Source organism: Dyella sp. C11 (assembly GCF_003121485.1).
Taxonomy (GTDB): Bacteria; Pseudomonadota; Gammaproteobacteria; order Xanthomonadales; family Rhodanobacteraceae; genus Dyella.
Genome location: NZ_QAVX01000001.1, coordinates 144401 through 163440, shown reverse-complemented (window position 1 = coordinate 163440; position 19040 = coordinate 144401). Strand labels below are relative to the sequence as shown.

Sequence of the window (19040 nt, the reverse complement as noted above, 5' to 3'; positions counted from 1 at the left end):
GATCACAGCTCCCGCGAGGGGTGCGGACGGCTCTTGCGACGATGGCGCTCGATGTAGCGCTCCACCGCAAAGTAGAAACCCGGAAGAATGAAAAGCGTCAGCAGCGTGGCGATGGGCAGGCCGCCCACGACCACCGTGGCAAGTCCGCGCTGCACATCGGTGCCGATGCCGGTCGCAAGCGCCGCCGGCAACATGCCGACGCTGGCCACGGTCGCGGTCATCAACACGGGACGGAAGCGCTCGGTGGCGCCTTCCAGCACGGCATCGCGCAGGCCGTGCCCGTGCTTACGCACGCGATTGATATTCGCCACCATGATGATGCCGTTCTGCACGGCTACGCCAAACAGCGCGATGAAGCCCACTGCCGTAGCGATGTTGAGTGTCTCGCCACGCAAATGCAGCGAGATGAGACCACCCACCGTTGCCAGCGGCACCACGGCCAGCACCATGACTGCCTGATGCAACTTGCCGAATTCGAAGAACAGGAACACCAGCATGATGCCCATCACCAGCGCCATCACGACACCAAGGCGTGCTTCCGCGCGCTGCTGGTTTTCGAACGTGCCCGCCCATTGCAGTTGGTAGATCGACTTGTCGAAATGCACTTTCGCATCGATCTGCGCCTGCGCATCGGCAAGGTATTCGGACAACGCACGGTCGCGGTTCTCCACGCCGATGGTGATCTGGCGCTTGCCTTCCTGATGCGCGATGGTGCTTTCGCCCGTCTTGAAACGGATGTCCGCCACCTGCTTCAACGGCACCTGCGCACCATTGGCGGCGCTCAACGGCAACTGCCCGATGGCTTCGACATTGTTGGCCGTCGCATTGGATACGCGTGTGGTGACGTTGTAGATGCGGTCGCCCACGTAGACCTGCGTCACCGGAGATCCGCCAATCGCCGTCTGGATAAGACCGCTGATGTCGCCCACGTTGATGCCGTAACGCGCAGCCGCATCGCGATCCGCGGTAATGGCCAGCTGCGGAATGGGCGGCTCCTGGAAAACCGACGCTCCCGCGGTGCCGCGCACGCCGTGCAATACATCCACGATCTCATTGCCGATGCGGCGAAGTTCGCTGAGGTCGTCACCGTAGATGCGCAGCACCAGGGGGCTGTGCGCGCCGCCGATCATGTCGTTCTCGCCGTCCACGATCGGCTGACTGATACCCACGGTAACGCCGGGAATCTGCTGCATGCGTGCGTTGAACTTGCGGATGAACTGGTCCTTGGTTTCACCGCTGGGCCAGGTGTCGTAGGGCTTCAGGCCCACACCGGATTCCACGTGCGACGGTGTCCAAGGGTCGGTGCCGGTGTCGTTTCGACCCAGCTGCGTCACCACATACGACACCTCGGGGAACTCACGGATCACGCGGCGCAGGTCCGACGTCATCTCGCTGGCCTTGTCCAGCGACAAACCGGATGGCATCTGCACCTGCAGCCACAGCGATCCTTCGTCCAGGTCCGGCAGGAATTCGCGACCGATGGAAGCGCCCAGCACCAGGACGCCAACCAGGGCGACGCCCGCCACCGAATAGACCACCGGCAGCTTGCCCAGCAGCCTTGCAAGCATCGCTGTGTATCCGGCCTGCAGACGCTCAAGCGGCTTGTTCTTGAACATCTTGCGCGGCTTGCGCAGCGCGAAGTAGGCAAGACCCGGCGTGAGCGTCACCGTACACAGCAGCGCCGCCAGCAGCGCGTAACCCACGGTAAAGGCCATGGGACGGAACAGCTTGCCTTCGGCATGTTCGAACGCGAACAGCGGCAGGTACGCGGTGACAATGATCAACGTGGCGAAGAAGATCGAGCGACCCACGTGCTTGGTTACCGTCATCACATCGTCTTCGGTGAGCACCGAGTTCGGCTTCTCTTCGCGACGCCGCAGGATCGCCTCCGTCACCACGATGGTGCCATCCACGATCACACCGAAGTCGATCGCACCCAGCGAGAACAGATTCGCTGGCATGTGCGTGAACTGCATCAGGATGAACACGGTGACGAGCGACATGGGGATGGCCACCGCCGCCACCATCGCCGAACGCGGGCTGCCCAGGAACAGGATGAGCACGATGCACACCAGGCCCACACCTTCCATCACGGTATGGAACACCTTTTCCTTCGTGGCATTCACCAGGTCGTCGCGATCGATGTACGGCACCAGGCGAACATCCTGCGGCTCAAGCTGCTTGTTGAGCTTGGCTACCGTGGCGTGAATGTCTTCCAGCACGCGCGAGGGGTTTTCGTACTTGAGCAGGTCAACGATGCCCTCGACCGTGTCGGGGTTGTTGTCCTTGCCAAGAATGCCTTCACGCACCTGGTGGCCGTACTGCAGCTTGCCCAGGTCGCGCACCAGCACGGGTACACCGTTGTTCTGCGTCACCACCACGTCGCCCAGATCCTTCAGCGTGTGCACCATGCCGATGCCGCGCACGATGTACGACTGGGCGCCGCGCGTAATGCGCCCGCCGCCTGCATTGGCCGTATTGGATGAAATGGCGCTGGTCACCTGATTAACGCTGACGCCGTAATGCAGCAGCTGCGCGGGATCGAGCTCCAGCTGGAACTCCTTGGTGAAGCCGCCGAACACATCCACGTTGGCCACGCCGGGAATCTTCTCCAGCGCCGGCACAACCACCCAGTTCTGAAGCTCCGACAGCTGCATCAGGTTCTTGCTGGTGGATTCGAGCGTGTAACGATAGATCTCGCCCGCCGGCCCCGACACCGGATCGAGACTGGGCGTGATGCCCGCTGGCAGCGTGGCCTGCGCAATGCGCTCGGTCACGCGCTGACGCTCCCAGTAATCCTCCGAGCCGTCCTTGAACACCAGCGTGATCAGCGAGAGACCGAACGTGCTGCTGGAGCGCATGGCCACCAGGCCCGGCGTACCGGACAAGGCACGTTCCAGCGGCGTGGTGACCTGCTGTTCGATCTCCTCGGCGGCCAGCCCCGGCACCTGCGTGGTCACCTGGGCGGTGACGTCGCTCAGTTCGGGGTACGCCTCGATGGCCAGCTGCGTCCACGAGTAGTAGCCGAAGATCAGCACCAGCACCGCGACGACGATGAACAGCCCGCGCTTCTGGAAGCAGAAGTGGAAGAGCTGATTAATCATTGAGCAACACTCCGCCCTTCACCACCACGCGGTCGCCGGCCTTGAGGCCTTTCACCACGCGCGCACCCGCAGTTTCGTCGTAGCTCAACTCCACCGCGCGGCGCTCGAACGCCCACGGCGACACCTCCACGAACACCGTGGTGTTGTCGTTGTTCATCAGCAGCGATGATTCGGGCACGAACACCTGGGCCGGTTGCGGCACGGCAATGCTGGCCTTGGCGAACATGTTGGGTTTCAGACGTCCATCCGTATTGGCGAATACGGCGCGCACCATGTCGCGACGCGTATCCGACTGCAGCACCTGGCTGATGAAACCCACTTTTCCGTGGAACACCTGGTCGGGATAGGCGGACAAGGTGGCATCCACCGCCTGCCCCTTGGCGATGCCGCCCACGTCGGATTCAGGCACGTTGGCAGTGATCCACACCGAGTCGATGTCGGCCACGGTCATCAAGGGCGTGGTGGTGTCGTTGGCGTACGTGCCGGGCGCCACGGACAGCGCCGTGACATAGCCGCTGACCGGCGAGGTGATGCGAATGCTGCGAGACGTTCCGCCCTGACCACCGCTGTTGATCGACTGCAGCCGCGTCTGCGCGCGATCGAGCTCCGCCTGCGCCTGGTTGTAGTTGCTCTGCGCCGCTTCCAGATCCTTCACCGCGTTGCCACCGGCCTGTTGCACGCCGCGTGCGCGATCCATGCCCTTCTTCGCCAGTGCCAGCGCGTCGTTCGCCTTGGCGACATCCGCATAGGCCTGCGCCATGTCGCCCGACTCGATCACGGCAAGCAACTGGTTCCGCTCCACGTGATCACCCAGGCCCACCTTCAGCTCGGTGATACGGCCGGTGAGTGGCGCCACTACGTTCGCCGTGCGCGTGGGATCGGACTCCACCGTGGCAGGAAACACGCGTGCGTGCGGCGCCTCGCGCATCTCTACAGGTGCCACGGTGAGTGCCTTGCGCAGCGGCGAGCCATCGGGCACGCGCAGCACGCCATGGTCGTCTACCACGGCGGGCGGCGGCGCCTGCTCGTCGGCGTGGTGAGAACAAGCCGCCAGCGACAAAGTGGCGACGACAAGGAAGAGTGGGGTCAGTCGGTACGTCATGAGGTGTCCCTGCAAATACTTGGCATGCAGCTGCCCGTCACGGCCGTGGAACCATGAAGCAGCCATAGCGAAGGGATAGCGCGTGGCACCTGAAGGGTGCCGTCGCATGACCCGCTCGCGGCTCTGCCGATGCCGGCCGCCGCGTGCGGGTTCACTCAGACAGGAGCGAACGCAGGAACGGGGTCGACGTCGTCAGCAAATTGTTCGATGTCAGTCGATGGGTCCGGGTCCAATGTGCCGTTGCTCCGTTACAGGATGAGTACGATAGGGAATGAGGCTTACGTCAGGTCGTCGCGGGCTCGCGAATCAGCCGGTCCTGCAGCATGCCGGCGCGCTCCAGGGGGAGATAAGCCAGGGCTGCAAGGTGCGAATGGATGCGTTTGAGGTCGCGCAGGATGCGCAGATAGACGTCTCCACCGCCGCCACCATCTCGACGCTCGCGCAGCGCCTTGATGTGGCGTTCCGAGGCCTCGTTCTCGAGGCGCCACAGCGCTTCCTTGCGTGCGACCAATTGTTGTGCGGCACGCAGGTCACCGCGTAGAAATACGGTAAGACCCAGTCGCAGGCTTTCCATCACTTGCGCGTGCATGGCCGCAAGATCTTGTATGTCGTCGGCGGAGAAATCCTGCCCGCGTTCGGCCTTCTTGGCGGCGAATTCCATCAGGTTGTTCGCCGTGATGTCGCCGATGTGTTCGATGTTGATGACGAACGCGAGGATCTCCTGGCTGCGTTCGCCGTCTTCCTCGTTCAGGGCTTCACCGCCCAGATCGGCCAGGTATTCGCGAATGGCCATGCCCAGCTTGTCGAGCGAAGGGTCCATGCGGCTGATGGCAGCGGCGCGCACGCGATCGTCCTTGCCGAACACTTCCACCAGGCCCTTGAGCATGCTTTCCACCATGTCGGCCATGCGCATGGATTCGCGCGCGGCATTGGCCAGCGCCACATTGGCCGATTCCAGCGCACCTTCGTCGAGGTACTGCGGCACGCCCGGATCGTTGGGCTTGGGCGGCTCGGGCAGCAGGCGCACCAGCAGGCGAGCCAGGCTTTCCACCGGCACGATGAAGATCAGTGCGAGCGCCACGTTGAACGCCGTATGGAAATTCACCACGATGCGCGCCGGCGACGCCCCCAGCGGCGCCAGCCAGTGCGCGATAAGCGGCAGCATGGGCAGGCACACCACGCAACCGAACGCGCGCACCATCAGGTTACCCATCGGCAGGCGACGTGCGACTGGCGTATGCGCTTCCATCAGGGCAGGAATGGTGCCGCCCAGGTTCGCGCCCAACACGAGTGCGAGCGCACCGGGCGCATCGACCACGCCTGCGGTCGCCAGCGACACGATCAGCAGCACCACCGCCACGCTGGAATGGCAGGCCCACGTGAGCACGGCGGCCACCAGCATGGCCAACACCGGTTCGCTTGCCAGGCTTTGCAGAATGGCGCGCAACACGGTGGCGTTTTCCACCGGCGCCATCGCGCCGACCAGCAGGTGCAACGCAAGCAGCATCAGGCCAAGGCCAATGGAGACGCGGCCGAGGTTTTCATAGCTCACATCGTCGGTACGGCGGTGCACCGTGAAGCCGATGAGGATCAAAACCGGCGCCACGATGGAGATGTCGAACGACATCACCTGCACGATCAGCGTCGTACCCACGTTGGCCCCGAGCATCACGGCCAGTCCCGGCGCGAGCCCCAGGAAGCCGCTGGCGGCGAACGATGTCGCCATCAAGCCCGTGGCCGTGCTGCTCTGAAGCAACGCCGTGACGCACACGCCGAAGCCGAGCGCGGCAGGGCGATGACCGAGATAACGGCCCATCCAGCGACGCAATGCACTGCCGTAGCCACGCAGCACACCGCTGGTGACCATGTGCGTGCCCCACAGCAGCAGGGCGACGTAGCCGGCGATATCGAGAAGAGCGAAGGTGCCTTTCATGGCGTGACCTCCCTTTAAAAAGCGAATACGCGAAAGCATCGATGGGATGCCTTGCGGAAGTCTTTGGTAGTGGCAAAGCGCTAGTGCGCAGCGATCACCGCTTGAAACCTCAGGCTCCCTGGCCGTCATTCCCGCTAAGGCGGGAATCCAGCGCCGTTGATTTTGGCTCGAAGAGCGAAAAGGCACTGGATTCCCGCCTTCGCGGGAATGACGGTGAGGAAAACATGCGCGCTGGCACCGGGTTGTGAATAGCCGACTGGGCCGCCAGAGGAAGGCCTGGAAAAATCGCGTGTCACATCACCGGCATGAGGCCTTGGAGCGCGGCAACCAGAAAGCCACCGCGCCTTCCCTCACAACCAGCGCCCGTACCGTTTGATGTAGACCAGCTTCACCAGCTGCGTCAGCACGCAATACGTCAGCACCGTAATAGCCAGCCAGCCGAAGTACACGCCCGGCAGCGGCACCATGCCGATCTTGCTGCCGATGCCCATGTACGGGATCAGCATGCCGACGATGATGATCGCCGTGGTCAGCGCCAGCACCGGTGCAGACGCAATGCTCTGCAGGAACGGAATGCGGCGCGTGCGGATCATGTGCACGATCAGCGTTTGCGTCAGCAGGCTCTCGATGAACCAGCCCGACTGGAAGAACGACTGGTGTTCCGTCGAGTTAGCGCCGAACACGTACCACAGCAGCAGGAACGTGGTGATGTCGAAGATCGAGCTGACCGGACCGATCCACACCATGAAACGGCCGATGTCGCTGGCGTCCCACTTGCGCGGCTTGCGCAGGTATTCGTCGTCCATGCGGTCGAACGGAATGGACAGCTGCGAGATGTCGTACAGCAGGTTCAACACCAGGATCTGCAGCGGCAGCATCGGCAGGAACGGCAGGAACGCGCTCGCCACCAGCACCGAGAACATGTTGCCGAAATTGGAGCTGGCAGTCATCTTGATGTACTTGATGATGTTGCCGAAGGTGATGCGACCTTCGATAACGCCTTCCTCAAGCACCATCAGGTTCTTTTCGAGCAGGATGATGTCCGCCGATTCCTTGGCGATATCGGTGGCGGTATCCACCGAGATGCCCACGTCCGCTTCGCGCAGCGCCGGTGCGTCATTGATGCCATCGCCGAGGAAGCCCACGGTGTGACCCTGGCGCTGCAGCGACTTCACCACGCGCGCCTTCTGCAGCGGCGACATCTTGGCGAACACGGTGGTGCGCTTTACCAGCGCGTCCAGCTCGTCGTCGCTCAGCGGCTCGATGTGCTTGCCCTGCGCGGAGTGCTCCACATCCAGGCCCACTTCGCGGCAGATCTTGCGCGTCACCGCTTCGTTGTCGCCGGTGATCACCTTCACTTCCACGCCGTGGTGATGCAGCGCCGCGATGGCGGTGGCCGCACTGTCCTTCGGCGGATCGAGGAAGGCCAGGCAACCGACGGCAGTCAGGCTGCTTTCGTCGGCCACGCCGTAGGCGCGCCCTGCCGGTGGCTGCTGCTTGATGGCCACCACGAGCACGCGCAGGCCGTCTTCGTTGAGGCCGCGCGTCATCGCCTTGATCTCGGCGCGCATCTCGTCCGTCATCGGGACGATCTCGCCTTCGATCTTTGCCGACGAACAGATGGAAAGCATTTCCTCGACGGCGCCCTTGCACACCAGCAGCTCGTGGCCGTCGCCATTACCCAGCACTACCGACATGCGGCGGCGCTGGAAGTCGAACGGAATCTCGTCGACGATGCGGTAGTGCTGCGCGGTTTCTTCCAGGTCGCGATGCTCGAGCACCGCCTTGTCCATCAGGTTCTTCAGCCCCGTCTGGAAGCGGCTGTTGAGGTAGCCGTATTCCAGCGCCTCATCCGATTCTTCGCCGTACAGGTCGAGGTGACGCTCCAGCACGATCTTGTCGAGGGTGAGCGTGCCGGTCTTGTCCGTGCACAGCACGTCCATCGCACCGAAGTTCTGGATCGCGTTGAGGCGCTTCACCACCACCTTGCGGTTGGACATGGCGAGCGCGCCCTTGGCGAGGTTCGCCGTCACGATCAGCGGCAGCATCTCGGGCGTCAGGCCCACGGCCACCGACAACGCGAACAGGAAGGCCTGCAGCCAGTCGTGCTTGTCCAGTCCATTGATGATGAAGACGATCGGCACCATCACCGCCATGAAGCGGATCAGCAGCCAGCTGACGCTGCTCACGCCGCGATCGAAGCTGGTCTGCACGCGCTCGCCGACGATGGTCCGCGCGAGCGAACCCAGATACGTGCGCGAACCCGTCGCCACCACGACAGCCGTGGCGCTGCCGCTCACCACGTTGGTGCCCATGTAGCAGACGGTGGGCAGGTCGAGCGGATTGTCCGTCGCCTGGCCGCCTTCCAGTTCGCTTCCGGTATGCACGTGCGCGGGTGCGGACTTCTCCACCGGCAGCGACTCACCCGTCAGGATGGCCTGGCTGATGAACAGATCCTTCGCGGAAACCAGGCGCAGGTCCGCGGGCACCATGTCGCCCGCAGCGAGATGCACGATGTCGCCCGCGACCAGTTCGCCCACCGGCACTTCGATGCGCTCGCTGTGGCCGTCCGACGCGCGACGCGTGACGGTGGCCGTGTTGCGCACCATCGCCTTGAGCTTCTCGGCCGCCTTGGACGAACGGTATTCCTGCGTGAAGCTCAAAAGCACGCTGATGCCCACCATCACCGCGATGATGATCGGGCCCGTCAGGTCGCTGCTGTCGGTGAGCAACTGGACGACCGCCAGCACCAGCAACACGATGATGAACGGGTTCTTGAACGCGGTAAGCAGCTGCAACGACCAGTGTGGCGGCTTCTCGTGCGAGACCTCGTTGACGCCGTCGCGATCGAGTCGCTCGGAAATCTGCTCTTCGTTGAGGCCGGCGGCGCTGGTATCGAGGGCCGCATACAGCGCCTCGTTGTGGCGGAACGCTTCCTGCGCAACGGCCACGCGCACCGGTGCGGCGGCGCTCGTGCCGGCCGTCTTGCCGGTGACGGTCTGGGTGGAGTGCTTCAACATGACTCGCTTCCGTGAAATCGGTGACATCTGGGCCGGACCAGCGAGCCGGCGGGGTTACCCCGCGCGTGACGCCAATACGTGCACTACGGACTTCGCCGCAAAGGCTGCCAGGGGACTGGCGGAGGCCAGCCCTTGCGCGGCAGCGCAATGCGCGGCGAGGTCTTCATCAGTGACTGGATACCAGCTGCAGATGACGATGCGCTTGCGAAACGGCATGTTCCGGCCGGCGCGCGACCTGATGGCCGCGCGGGGCGTCGGAAAGACGGTGCGAATCGGACGACGGGGAACGCTGCGCGTCGGCCAGGGGGGCCGGCACAGTGATCGTCCAGGAACGGGAGTCCACACGGCGGCCCGAGCGGGCAGCACGCAGACGGAAGAAATCGCGAAGGAGCTTCATGGCCCTTTCTCCTCGTTAACGGCGCTGAAGCGCCGTCAGAGGTGGGCCGGTCTTCCCTAGTCGAGGAAAGCGCCAGCCGACCGCAGGCGGTCGCCGCAGCAGATCAGCTTGTTAAGCAATGCCGGCACCCGATGCTCGCGGATGTCGACGTTGCGACTAGGGTAAACGTCCATATGCCTTGGGTTGATAGGACAGAGGCCACGTACGGCGAACCGCGCCGGGTGGCGCGCGAATTGTCTTGCTGCGGTGCGCAAGTGTCAACCCCGTGGCGGCCCTTTTTGGCGGCGAAAGTTGTTGCGTTCAGAGGGGTGAATGGAATGTCGCCGGCAAGGTGACGGGGGCGTCACCGGGTGTGCACGCCCCGCCCGCCCGGTTTGCTCCCTCTCCCCTCCGGGGAGAGGGCTGGGGTGAGGGGCGGGTGCTCGAGAAAGCGCCACCAACCTTGCTTTGGCTTTGGCCCTTCGCTCTCAGGGCCCCGTATGACAGCGGCGTGCGGGTGAAGGACCAGCCCGCAGGGTGGCCGGCATGGATGCCGGCCAGTTTGTCGTCAGGGCAGGATGCCCTGTCGACAAACCCCGTAGCCCGCACGCGGACCTGGAGGGCTGAAAGCCCGGAAGGCGCGTCATCCGGGGTGCCCTTCTCTTTGGTTACTTTCTCTTGGGCAAGCAAGAGAAAGTGACCCGGCCTCCGGCAGGAGGCCGGAAGCCCGCGGCAGGTGAGCCAAGTTGCGGAATCGCTTCGACCGAGCGAGAAAGCAAAGGCCAAGTCACTGGATTCCCGCCTTCGCGGGAATGACGGTGAGGGGTAGAAGTGTCATCGCTAGGATGACGGAGAGGGGTAGAGACGCCATATCGAGGATGGTGATGAACGATAGAAACTCTATCGCGAGCACCCGACCTTTATCCCCTTTCCGGGACTCACCCCAACCCTCTCCCCGAAGGGGAGAGGGAGCTAAGGCGTCGCGTCAGGTGGTGCGCTCGAACACCACGCCCTGATGCTGCACCAGCGGCTCCATCACCCAGTGATCCACCAGCAAAAACGCAAACAACGCCATCAGGTACACGATGGAATAGTTGAACACCTTCATCGCGAAAAACTCATCCGGCGGATTGAGCAAGCGAATGGCGTAGTAAAGAAAACCCGCACCCAAAACCGCCGCACCACCCAGATACACCATCCCGCTATAACCCGTCAGCGCCGGCAACAGCGTCACCAGCACCAGCAGAATCGTGTAGAACAGCACATGCCAGCGCGTGAACACTACGCCATGCGTCACCGGCAACATCGGCACCTGCGCGCGTGAATAATCATCGCGACGGAAAATGGCCAGCGCCCAGAAATGCGGTGGCGTCCACACGAAGATGATCAGGCACAACTGCAGCGCGAACGCGTGCAGCTCTCCCGTGACGGCCGTCCAGCCCAGCACCGGCGGAATCGCACCCGCCAATCCGCCGATCACGATGTTCTGCGGCGTCGCGCGCTTGAGGTACGCGGTGTAGATCACCGCATAACCGATCAGGCCGGCGAACGTGAGCAACGCCGTGAGCGGATTCACCAGCAACACCAGGATCACCATCGACAACGCGCCAAGCGCCAGCGCGAAGGTGAGCACCTGTTTCGGCTTGAGATGGCCAGTGGCCAGGGGACGATGCGCGGTGCGCGCCATCACCTTGTCGATGCGCTGATCGATCAGGTGATTGAACGCCGCCGCCGAACCCGACGCCATCCAGATGCCGAGCGTGCCGAACACCAGCGCGCGCCACGGCGGAATGCCGGGCACGGCGAGAAACATGCCAATGACCGCGCAGAACACCAGCAGCGCAACGACGCGCGGCTTGGTCAGTTCCAGGTACTCATGGAAACGGCTGGTCATCGTCAAAGGTGTCCGTAGGGAAGGAACATCGCATCTTCGTGATGCTTTTGCGTGCGTGCCAACGTCGCCAGCAGGGTGAACAGCAACAGCGCGGCCACGCCATTGTGCAGCGTTGCCACCGGCAGCGGCAGCCCGAAGTGCACATTGCTGATGCCCAGCAGCACCTGCGTCACCAGCACCACGGCTATCGCCAGGCCCAGCGAACGCAGCCCGCGCCGCGACACGCGGTGCGACAGCCACGCCAGATAGCAGAACACCACCAGCGCACCAAGGCGATGGGCGATCTGGATGGCACTGCGCGCTGCCATGTCGAGCACGCCGCCTTCGTAGTTCACGCCAATGCCACGCCACAGCACGAAGGCTTCGCGGAAATCTGTCGGCGGCGCCCACTGGCCGAGGCACTTCGGGAAATCCGTGCCGCAAGCGAGCGCTGCGTAATTTGATGATGTCCATCCACCGAGTGCGATCTGCGCCACCAGCAGCACGATGCCAAGCACCACCGCGCGACCCAGGCCGGCATAGCTGTCGTCATTCGCCCCCACGCCCGAGAAACGCAGCGCGGCATAGGCGAGCAACGCGAACGTGGTGATGCCTCCCAGCAGATGGCCCATCACCACGATGGGTTTCAGCAGCAGCGTTACCGTCCACATGCCGAGCATCGCCTGGAAGACGACCACGGCAAGCGCCAGCACGCTGATGCGCCAGGCACCGGGCCGTTCAAGCCCGATCGCCGCCGCCGCGGGCAATCCGATCGCGAACAACGACACCAGCAGCGACCAATGGTGTTCGCCCTTGATGTACATGCCCACGCCAACGGCGGCGAATATCGCACCGGCGATTACGGCATAACGCGTCCACGGGCGACGCCAGCTGGCGATGAGTGCAAGCGCAAACACCAGCGTACCCAGCGTACCGGCGAGAAAACGATGCACCTGCTCACGCCACGCCTTGTTCGTCTCGTAGGGGCGATCGGGGAAGGCCTGGTTCGCCTGTGCAATTTCATGCTGCTGTTCGGGCCAGGTGGCGCGTCCGTAGCACGTCGGCCAGTCGGGGCAGGAAAGACCCGCGTTGGACAGGCGCACGAAGGCGCCGAACATCACCACGCCAAACGCGAATACGGCAGCCAGCAGTGCCAGTCCACGCAGCACCTTGATGGAGCGGGCGGTCATCAGCGAATCACCTTCTGAAGATCCTTGCGTAGCCCGGTGGGATCAAAGCCCGCGGGATAGAACGACAGCGCGGTGCCGTTGGATTCCACCAGCACCGCGCTCACGGTGTCGGGCTCAGTCGGCTTGAACGGCGCCAGCGCACCCATCGCGTCCTGCCCCAGCTTCCAGTAATTCGTCATGCCACTGGCGGCGGCATCGGCCGGGGGCTTGCCTACGTAGAGCAAGCGCAGGCGCTCGGCATTCTGGTTGAGCGTGATGCGGGCGGCGGCCATCTTGGTCAGCACGTCCAGGCATTTCGCCGCGCAATCGGGTCCTGCCAGCGCCACCAGCGTCAGCTTCGGCTCGCTGGCACGCCACTCCCAGGTATCGCCGTTGGTGAGCGATATCGGCAGTTGCTCAGCGGCGAAGTTTCGCTGCGGTGTAATGGCCTGCCCGTTCGCCTTGCCGGAAGGCTGCCAGCCACTGAGCGTAAGCAGCATGGCCGCAACAATCGGTGCCGCAAAGACCAGCATGATCAACAGCAGTTTGAGGCGACTGGCGCGCAGTGCGGCAGGATCAGGAGGATTCATGGCGTGTCCGATCGGGAAGGTCGACGACGATGCAGCACCAGCAGGATCACCACGACCGCAACGGCAAAGGTGAACCACTGGAACGCGTAAGCGCGATGTCGCGCGGGCGGCATCGCAGAGAAATCGATGGTGTGCTCGCGCACGTAAATGGATGAGGGCTCCGCATCCAGCGAGAGCACCTGCGGATACAACGCGGTGCCCAGGTCAGCTGCCACTTGCCGCAGGTCGAGATACACCGTGGTCTTTGGCCACTGCGTTTGTTGACTCAGCGCATTGCCGCCCATCTCGAAACCCACGCCCGGGGCAGGCACATACAGCCCGTGCAGGTCATGCGCGCCCGTGGGCAACGGTGGCAGCTGCGGAGGCTGGCCGGTGCCATTGCCAGGAAGGAAACCCAGGTCGACCAGCAGCAGTCGATCGCCGTGCTGCGGGCGGAAAGGCGCATAGACTTCCACACCGCCACGCTGGTCGTGCTTCGGGTTGTCTAGCAGGTACAGGCGATCTGCCACGTATTCGCCATGCACCTCGACGCGTGCAAACGCGTTCACGGGGGGATTCAAGGCCACTGCGGCAAAGTCGCGCGGCGCAGCCGTTTCCGCTGTGGCATACCGTCGCAGAATCGCTTCCTTCTCGTCCGCTCGATGCAGCTGCCACACGCCCAAACGTATGAACAACAAGGCACTGGCCACGGTGAGCAGCAGCGCGAACCACGACGGACGGCGCAGCCACTTCACGCAGTGGCTCCGTGCACGGCCGCTATACTGCGGATGTCGATAACGTTCGGACCAATCACGTGGAAACCATCTACAAATATGCGCTGGTGATTCTGCTGCTGGTGGTGCTGTTCAATCTTGGTCAGGCCCTGTACTTCATGATGACCGACAAGGAAGGCAGCAAGCGCACGGTGTGGGCGCTGACGCGTCGCATCGGGTTGTCGGTGCTGCTCATCCTGATGGTGGTACTCGGTATCTGGATGGGCTGGCTCCACCCGCACGGCGTGGGTCAGTAATTGTAGCGTTCCGCCGCCGCTGTCGCGCTGCTGCGACATCCGGTTCCCAAAGGCCCGCCACTGGCGGGCCTTTGTTTTGGGCCGTCCCATTACTTGTTCCTGTGGGAGCGCACCCTGTGCGCGACAGGCGCATTGCCGCTACCGCTACGCTGGCTCGTCGCGCACAGGGTGCGCTCCCACAGGTCAAGCCTGCAGCACTCCCGCGCGACCAACAAAAAAACCCGCCTTTCGGCGGGTTTTTGCTGCGACGCGTCAGCGTCTCAGAGGATGTACACGAACATGAAGAGGCCCAGCCACACCACGTCGACGAAGTGCCAGTACCAGGCCACCGCTTCGAAACCGAAGTGATGTTCCTTGGTGAAATGGCCCTTGGCCACGCGCAGCCAGATCACCGCCAGCATGATGGTGCCCAGCGTCACGTGCATGCCGTGGAAGCCGGTGAGCATGAAGAACGTCGAGCCGTAGACACCGCTCTGCAGCGTCAGATTCAGTTCCTTGTACGCCTCGATGTACTCGTGCGCCTGGAAGTACAGGAACGTGGCGCCCAACAGCACGGTCAGGCCCAGGAACAGCAGGATCTTGCCGCGATGGCCAGCCTTCAGCGCGTGGTGCGCGATGGTGATGGTCACGCTGGAGGTGAGCAGGATCAGCGTATTGATCAGCGGCAGGCCCCACGGCGCCACCGTCTGGAAGTTGCCGCCGATGCGAGCCGGACCACCACCGCCACTGGCGCCCCAGGACGCCGCGTAGTCTTCCCACAGGAACTGGTGCGTCAGCACGCCATGGCCATCACCACCCAGCCACGGCACGGCGAACATGCGCGCGTAGAACAGCGCACCGAAGAACGCGCCGAAGAACATCACCTCGGAGAAGATGAACCACATCATGCCCATGCGGAACGAGCGGTCCACCTGGCTGTTGTAGCTGCCCGCGAGCGACTCGCGGATCACCGAGCGGAACCAGCCGAAGAACATCAGCAGGATGCCGACGAAGCCGACCAGCAGCAGCGTCTTGCCGAAGCCTGCCTCACCCGGGGGAGCGTTCAACCAGTGCGCGGCACCGAACACGGTGACGAACATCACCACCGCGGCCACGATCGGCCACTGGCTCTTGGATGGAACGAAATAAACGCCTTGTTGCTGAGCCATGTGAGATCCCTGTGGAATGCTCTGTCTACGTCAACGGTACGACATGGAAATACGGCAGCGGTTACGTCAGGAGTACTTCAGCCCCTGCAACAGCGAGAGCACGAAAATCGCGAAGGCGATGCCACCGAACACCGTCACGGTGAGTCGCACACCCTTCTTGCGCTGTTGCTCGATCGTTGTCGTGGTTGACTGGTTCATCCGTTCGTTTCCATCCGCCCCGGCGCAACGCCGAGGCGGTCATGCGTGGCATCAATCGTCGAGGTGGCCGTGTGCCAGCTCGTCATCATGGATAACCGGCGGCACATCGAACGTGTGATACGGCGCGGGCGACGGCACGGTCCACTCCAGGCCCTTGGCGCCTTCCCACACGCGGTCCGGTGCCTTCTTCTTGGAGAACCACACCGCGTGGATGATCACGCCGAGGAAGATCAGCTGCGAGGCGCCGAACAGGAAGCCGCCGATGGAGCTGATCATGTTGAAGTTGGCAAACGCGACGTTGTAGTCGGGAATGCGGCGCGGCATGCCGGCCAGGCCCAGGAAGTGCTGCGGGAAGAACAACACGTTCACCCAGATCACGCTGTTCCAGAAGTGGATCTTGCCCCACGTCTCCGAATACATGTGGCCGGTCCACTTCGGCAGCCAGTAATAGGTGCCCGCGATGATCGCGAAGATGGCGCCCGTCACCAGCACGTAGTGGAAGTGGGCCACCACGAAGTACGTGTCGTGATACTGGAAGTCGGCCGGCGCCAGCGCCAGCATCAGGCCCGAGAAGCCGCCAATGGTGAACAGGATGACGAACGCGATGGCAAACAGCATCGGCGTTTCGAACGTCATCGAGCCGCCCCACATGGTGCTGACCCAGTTGAACACCTTCACTCCCGTCGGCACCGCGATCAGCATGGTGGCGTACATGAAGAAGATTTCGCCGCCCAGCGGCAGGCCCACCGCGAACATGTGGTGCGCCCACACGATGAACGACAGGAACGCGATGGACGCGATGGCGAACACCATCGCCTTGTAACCAAAGATGGGCTTGCGCGCGAAGGTCGGGATGATCTCGGACACCAGGCCAAAGGCCGGCAAGATCATGATGTAGACCTCGGGGTGACCGAAGAACCAGAAGATGTGCTGGAACAGCACCGGGTCGCCACCGCCAGCGGCATTGAAGAAGCTGGTACCGAAGTACTTGTCGGTGAGCAGCATGGTCACTGCACCCGCCAGCACCGGCATCACCGCGATCAGCAGGAACGCCGTGATCAGCCAGCTCCACACGAACACCGGCATCTTCAGCAGGTCCATGCCCGGCGCGCGCATGTTCAGGATGGTGGCGATGATGTTGATCGCGCCCATGATGGAGCTGATACCCATCAAGTGCACCGCAAACACCACGTAGGCGACCGAATCACCCTGCAGCGACAGCGGCGGATACATGGTCCAGCCACCAGCCGGGCCACCGCCCGGAAGGAACAGCGTGGACAGCAGCAGCGCGAAGGCGAACGGCAGAATCCAGAACGACAGGTTGTTCATGCGCGGCAACGCCATGTCCGGCGCACCGATCATCAGCGGGATCATCCAGTTGCCCAGGCCCACGAAGGCCGGCATCACCGCGCCGAAGATCATGACCAGCGCATGCATCGTGGTCATTTCGTTGAAGAAGTACGGCTGCACCAGCTGCATGCCGGGCTTGAACAGTTCCGCGCGGATCACCATCGCGAAGCTGCCGCCGATGAAGAACATCAGCAGCGAGAACACCAGGTACAACGTACCGATGTCCTTGTGGTTGGTGGACATGCACCAGCGGACGAAGAAATTGCTGGGCGCGCCGTGATGATCGTCGTGATGATGATCGTCGTGTGTAGCTGCGTGGGCCATGCCTTACACCTCTACCTAAATGCGAATGCTGTGATGGGGCTGATTGCTCAGCCCTGATGGCCCTGCGAAACAGGTGCGTCGACGTCGGCGGTCTTGGGTGCGGCAGCCGTGGAAGCCGGTGCCGGAGCGGCAGGCTGCGCCGGCGGCGGGTTCGCCGCGGCTTCCTGCTCAGCCAGCCACTTCTCGAATTCCGGCTTCGGCAGCGCCTTCACCACGATCGGCATGAAGCCGTGATCCTGGCCGCACAACTCGGCGCACTGGCCGCGATACACGCCCGGCTCGGTGATGTTGGTCCAGGCCGCGTTGACGATGCCCGGGATGGCATCCATCTTCCAGCCCAGCGCAGGCACCCACCACGAGTGGATCACGTCGCCCGCCGTAATGACGAAGCGGATCTTGGTGCCCACCGGCACCACCAGCGGCTTGTCCACGTTGAGCAGGTAGGTGTTCTCGTCGCCCACCTTCACGGCATTCGGGTCCAGGCCCGAGTTCAGCTGGCGCGTGTCGTCGCTTTCACGATCGAGGCGGGACATGAAGCCCACCTTCTCGATCGCCTTGCCCTTGTAGTCGACGTAGTCGTAACGCCACTTCCACTGGTAGCCGGTGACCTTCACGGTCATCTCGGAGCCGGTGGTGTCGGCGAAGGTGCGCAGACCGCCCGTGGCGAGATACGCCAGCACGATCAGGATGATGACGGGAATGGTGGTCCACACGATTTCAAGCGTGGTGTTGTGCGACCACTTTTCGGCCACCGCACCGCGCGATTTGCGGAAGCGGAACATGGCGATGAACATCGCGCCGAACACAAGGATGCCGATGACGACGCAAACGCCGAAGGCAACGTTGTTGAGGAAGTAGGCCTCGGGCGACCACGTGGACGCGCCGCGCGTCATGTTCAACTGCCCTGGCTGCGGATTGGCGAGAGCCACGCCGCCGAACATGGTGAGAGCGATGAGCGCGATTGCCGCGACTGCTCGCTTGATACTGCCAGGCCTGATGCCGCCAGATGTCATGTCTCGATGCACCTTTGTTGAACCTACCTGCGTCGCTGTTGGCAAAGCTCCGTCAGCAACACCATGAGTTTCCTTGACAGCTCGGCGCGCTCCTCTTCCCCGAGGAAAGCCCCGATTTCCAGCTCCCGTCCATGCGACGCCAGCAGCAGACGCGCCCTTCCCTGGCCGGACCGCAGTTCTACGCGCACCCAATACGTCTGAAAGCGCGCACTGCGCCGACCTGGCAGGGACTGCACCTCCAGCGACGATTCGTCGAGGGTGATGCGCTCGCTGCGGTCGCCGGCCCGCCAGGCCACGCCAAGAGCGAAAGCCACTGCGGAGGACTCGACCAGAGCAAACAAAGGAGCGAAGACATTCCCCTGCCATGCTCCCAACACGGCCGTCGTCAGCGCCAGCGCCGCCAGAACCCCGATCAGTCGACGCAGGTCGCGTCGGCTCAGTGCACGATTGGGCTTGAGCCACATCGTTACGCACGGCAAGCCGGCTGCTGCTGGTCGAAGCACGATCATGAGGACCCGGCGTGCCTGGAACCACGGCATGATAGGCCGCGATTGCATCGGGGAGCAAGAACGCCGCATGTCATTGATTTGAAGCAGGGATGAATGCGGCGCGACGTGCTGGCGCGTGCGCGGGTGATGTGTGTCTCACTGCGTTTGCGTGTGTTGTCAGTGGGTTGAGCAGCGAGTAGCCGGTGTCTCGACGCGGCTCACCGGAAGCCCCCCAAAAGGTGCGACGGTTTGCCACATGCAGCCCCTGGTCGTCGCAACATCCCATCGTGACCCGGCTGGCAGGTCACGCCTGCCCCTCTTCGCTACCGATTCCTTGCCATCG

At 63.3% G+C, this 19040-nt stretch carries 15 protein-coding genes; 1 reads left to right on the top strand and 14 read right to left on the bottom strand.

Annotation, left to right across the window (positions count from 1 at the left end; translation table 11 throughout):
* Positions 1-2: 2 nt before the first annotated feature.
* From DK366_RS00630 to DK366_RS00590, 9 genes are all read right to left on the bottom strand, one after another.
* Positions 3-3104: a CusA/CzcA family heavy metal efflux RND transporter gene (locus DK366_RS00630; protein WP_109123582.1), complete on the bottom strand. Its 3102-nt coding sequence runs from the start codon at positions 3102-3104 to the stop codon at positions 3-5.
* Positions 3097-4206, bottom strand: a complete 1110-nt coding sequence (locus tag DK366_RS00625; protein ID WP_109123896.1) for an efflux RND transporter periplasmic adaptor subunit — start codon at positions 4204-4206, stop codon at positions 3097-3099. Before DK366_RS00625 ends, DK366_RS00630 begins: the two co-directional genes overlap by 8 nt.
* Before the next feature lie 283 nt (positions 4207-4489).
* Positions 4490-6139, bottom strand: coding sequence for a Na/Pi cotransporter family protein (locus DK366_RS00620; protein WP_109123581.1), 1650 nt, complete (start codon positions 6137-6139; stop codon positions 4490-4492).
* Positions 6140-6489: 350 nt separating this feature from the next.
* Positions 6490-9159 carry a magnesium-translocating P-type ATPase gene (gene mgtA / locus DK366_RS00615; protein WP_109123580.1) on the bottom strand — a complete coding sequence of 890 codons (2670 nt, stop codon included), beginning with the start codon at positions 9157-9159 and terminating at the stop codon, positions 6490-6492.
* 166 nt (positions 9160-9325) lie between these two features.
* The gene (locus DK366_RS00610) at positions 9326-9556 is read right to left on the bottom strand and encodes a hypothetical protein (RefSeq protein WP_109123579.1); all 231 of its coding nucleotides are present in this window, start codon (positions 9554-9556) and stop codon (positions 9326-9328) included.
* A 964-nt stretch (positions 9557-10520) separates the two neighbouring features.
* Complete coding sequence (cyoE, locus tag DK366_RS00605) at positions 10521-11429, bottom strand: heme o synthase (RefSeq protein WP_109123578.1); 909 nt, start codon at positions 11427-11429, stop codon at positions 10521-10523.
* Between the two features lie 2 nt (positions 11430-11431).
* A complete protein-coding gene (locus tag DK366_RS00600; protein WP_109123577.1) occupies positions 11432-12598 on the bottom strand; it encodes a COX15/CtaA family protein in 1167 nt (388 codons plus the stop codon).
* A complete protein-coding gene (locus DK366_RS00595; protein WP_109123576.1) occupies positions 12598-13167 on the bottom strand; it encodes a hypothetical protein in 570 nt (189 codons plus the stop codon). The genes DK366_RS00600 and DK366_RS00595 overlap by 1 nt, the downstream gene beginning before the upstream one ends.
* Positions 13164-13901: an SURF1 family protein gene (locus DK366_RS00590; protein WP_109123575.1), complete on the bottom strand. Its 738-nt coding sequence runs from the start codon at positions 13899-13901 to the stop codon at positions 13164-13166. The genes DK366_RS00595 and DK366_RS00590 overlap by 4 nt, the downstream gene beginning before the upstream one ends.
* A 59-nt stretch (positions 13902-13960) precedes the next feature.
* Here DK366_RS00590 and DK366_RS00585 point away from each other — a divergent pair, with 59 nt between their 5' ends.
* Positions 13961-14176: a twin transmembrane helix small protein gene (locus DK366_RS00585; protein ID WP_019464088.1), complete on the top strand. Its 216-nt coding sequence runs from the start codon at positions 13961-13963 to the stop codon at positions 14174-14176.
* Positions 14177-14436: 260 nt separating this feature from the next.
* On the opposite strand, the gene DK366_RS00580 is transcribed toward DK366_RS00585, so the two are convergent.
* From DK366_RS00580 to DK366_RS00565, 5 genes are all read right to left on the bottom strand, one after another.
* Complete coding sequence (locus tag DK366_RS00580; protein WP_109123574.1) at positions 14437-15324, bottom strand: cytochrome c oxidase subunit 3; 888 nt, start codon at positions 15322-15324, stop codon at positions 14437-14439.
* A 66-nt stretch (positions 15325-15390) separates the two neighbouring features.
* The gene (locus DK366_RS21655) at positions 15391-15522 is read right to left on the bottom strand and encodes a hypothetical protein (RefSeq protein WP_255412526.1); all 132 of its coding nucleotides are present in this window, start codon (positions 15520-15522) and stop codon (positions 15391-15393) included.
* A 51-nt stretch (positions 15523-15573) separates the two neighbouring features.
* Complete coding sequence (gene ctaD / locus DK366_RS00575) at positions 15574-17196, bottom strand: cytochrome c oxidase subunit I (RefSeq protein WP_109123573.1); 1623 nt, start codon at positions 17194-17196, stop codon at positions 15574-15576.
* 47 nt (positions 17197-17243) lie between these two features.
* Positions 17244-18209 carry a cytochrome c oxidase subunit II gene (gene coxB / locus DK366_RS00570; RefSeq protein WP_109123572.1) on the bottom strand — a complete coding sequence of 322 codons (966 nt, stop codon included), beginning with the start codon at positions 18207-18209 and terminating at the stop codon, positions 17244-17246.
* Positions 18210-18232: 23 nt separating this feature from the next.
* Positions 18233-18673, bottom strand: coding sequence for a DUF2244 domain-containing protein (locus tag DK366_RS00565; RefSeq protein WP_109123895.1), 441 nt, complete (start codon positions 18671-18673; stop codon positions 18233-18235).
* Between the last annotated feature and the right edge of the window lie 367 nt (positions 18674-19040).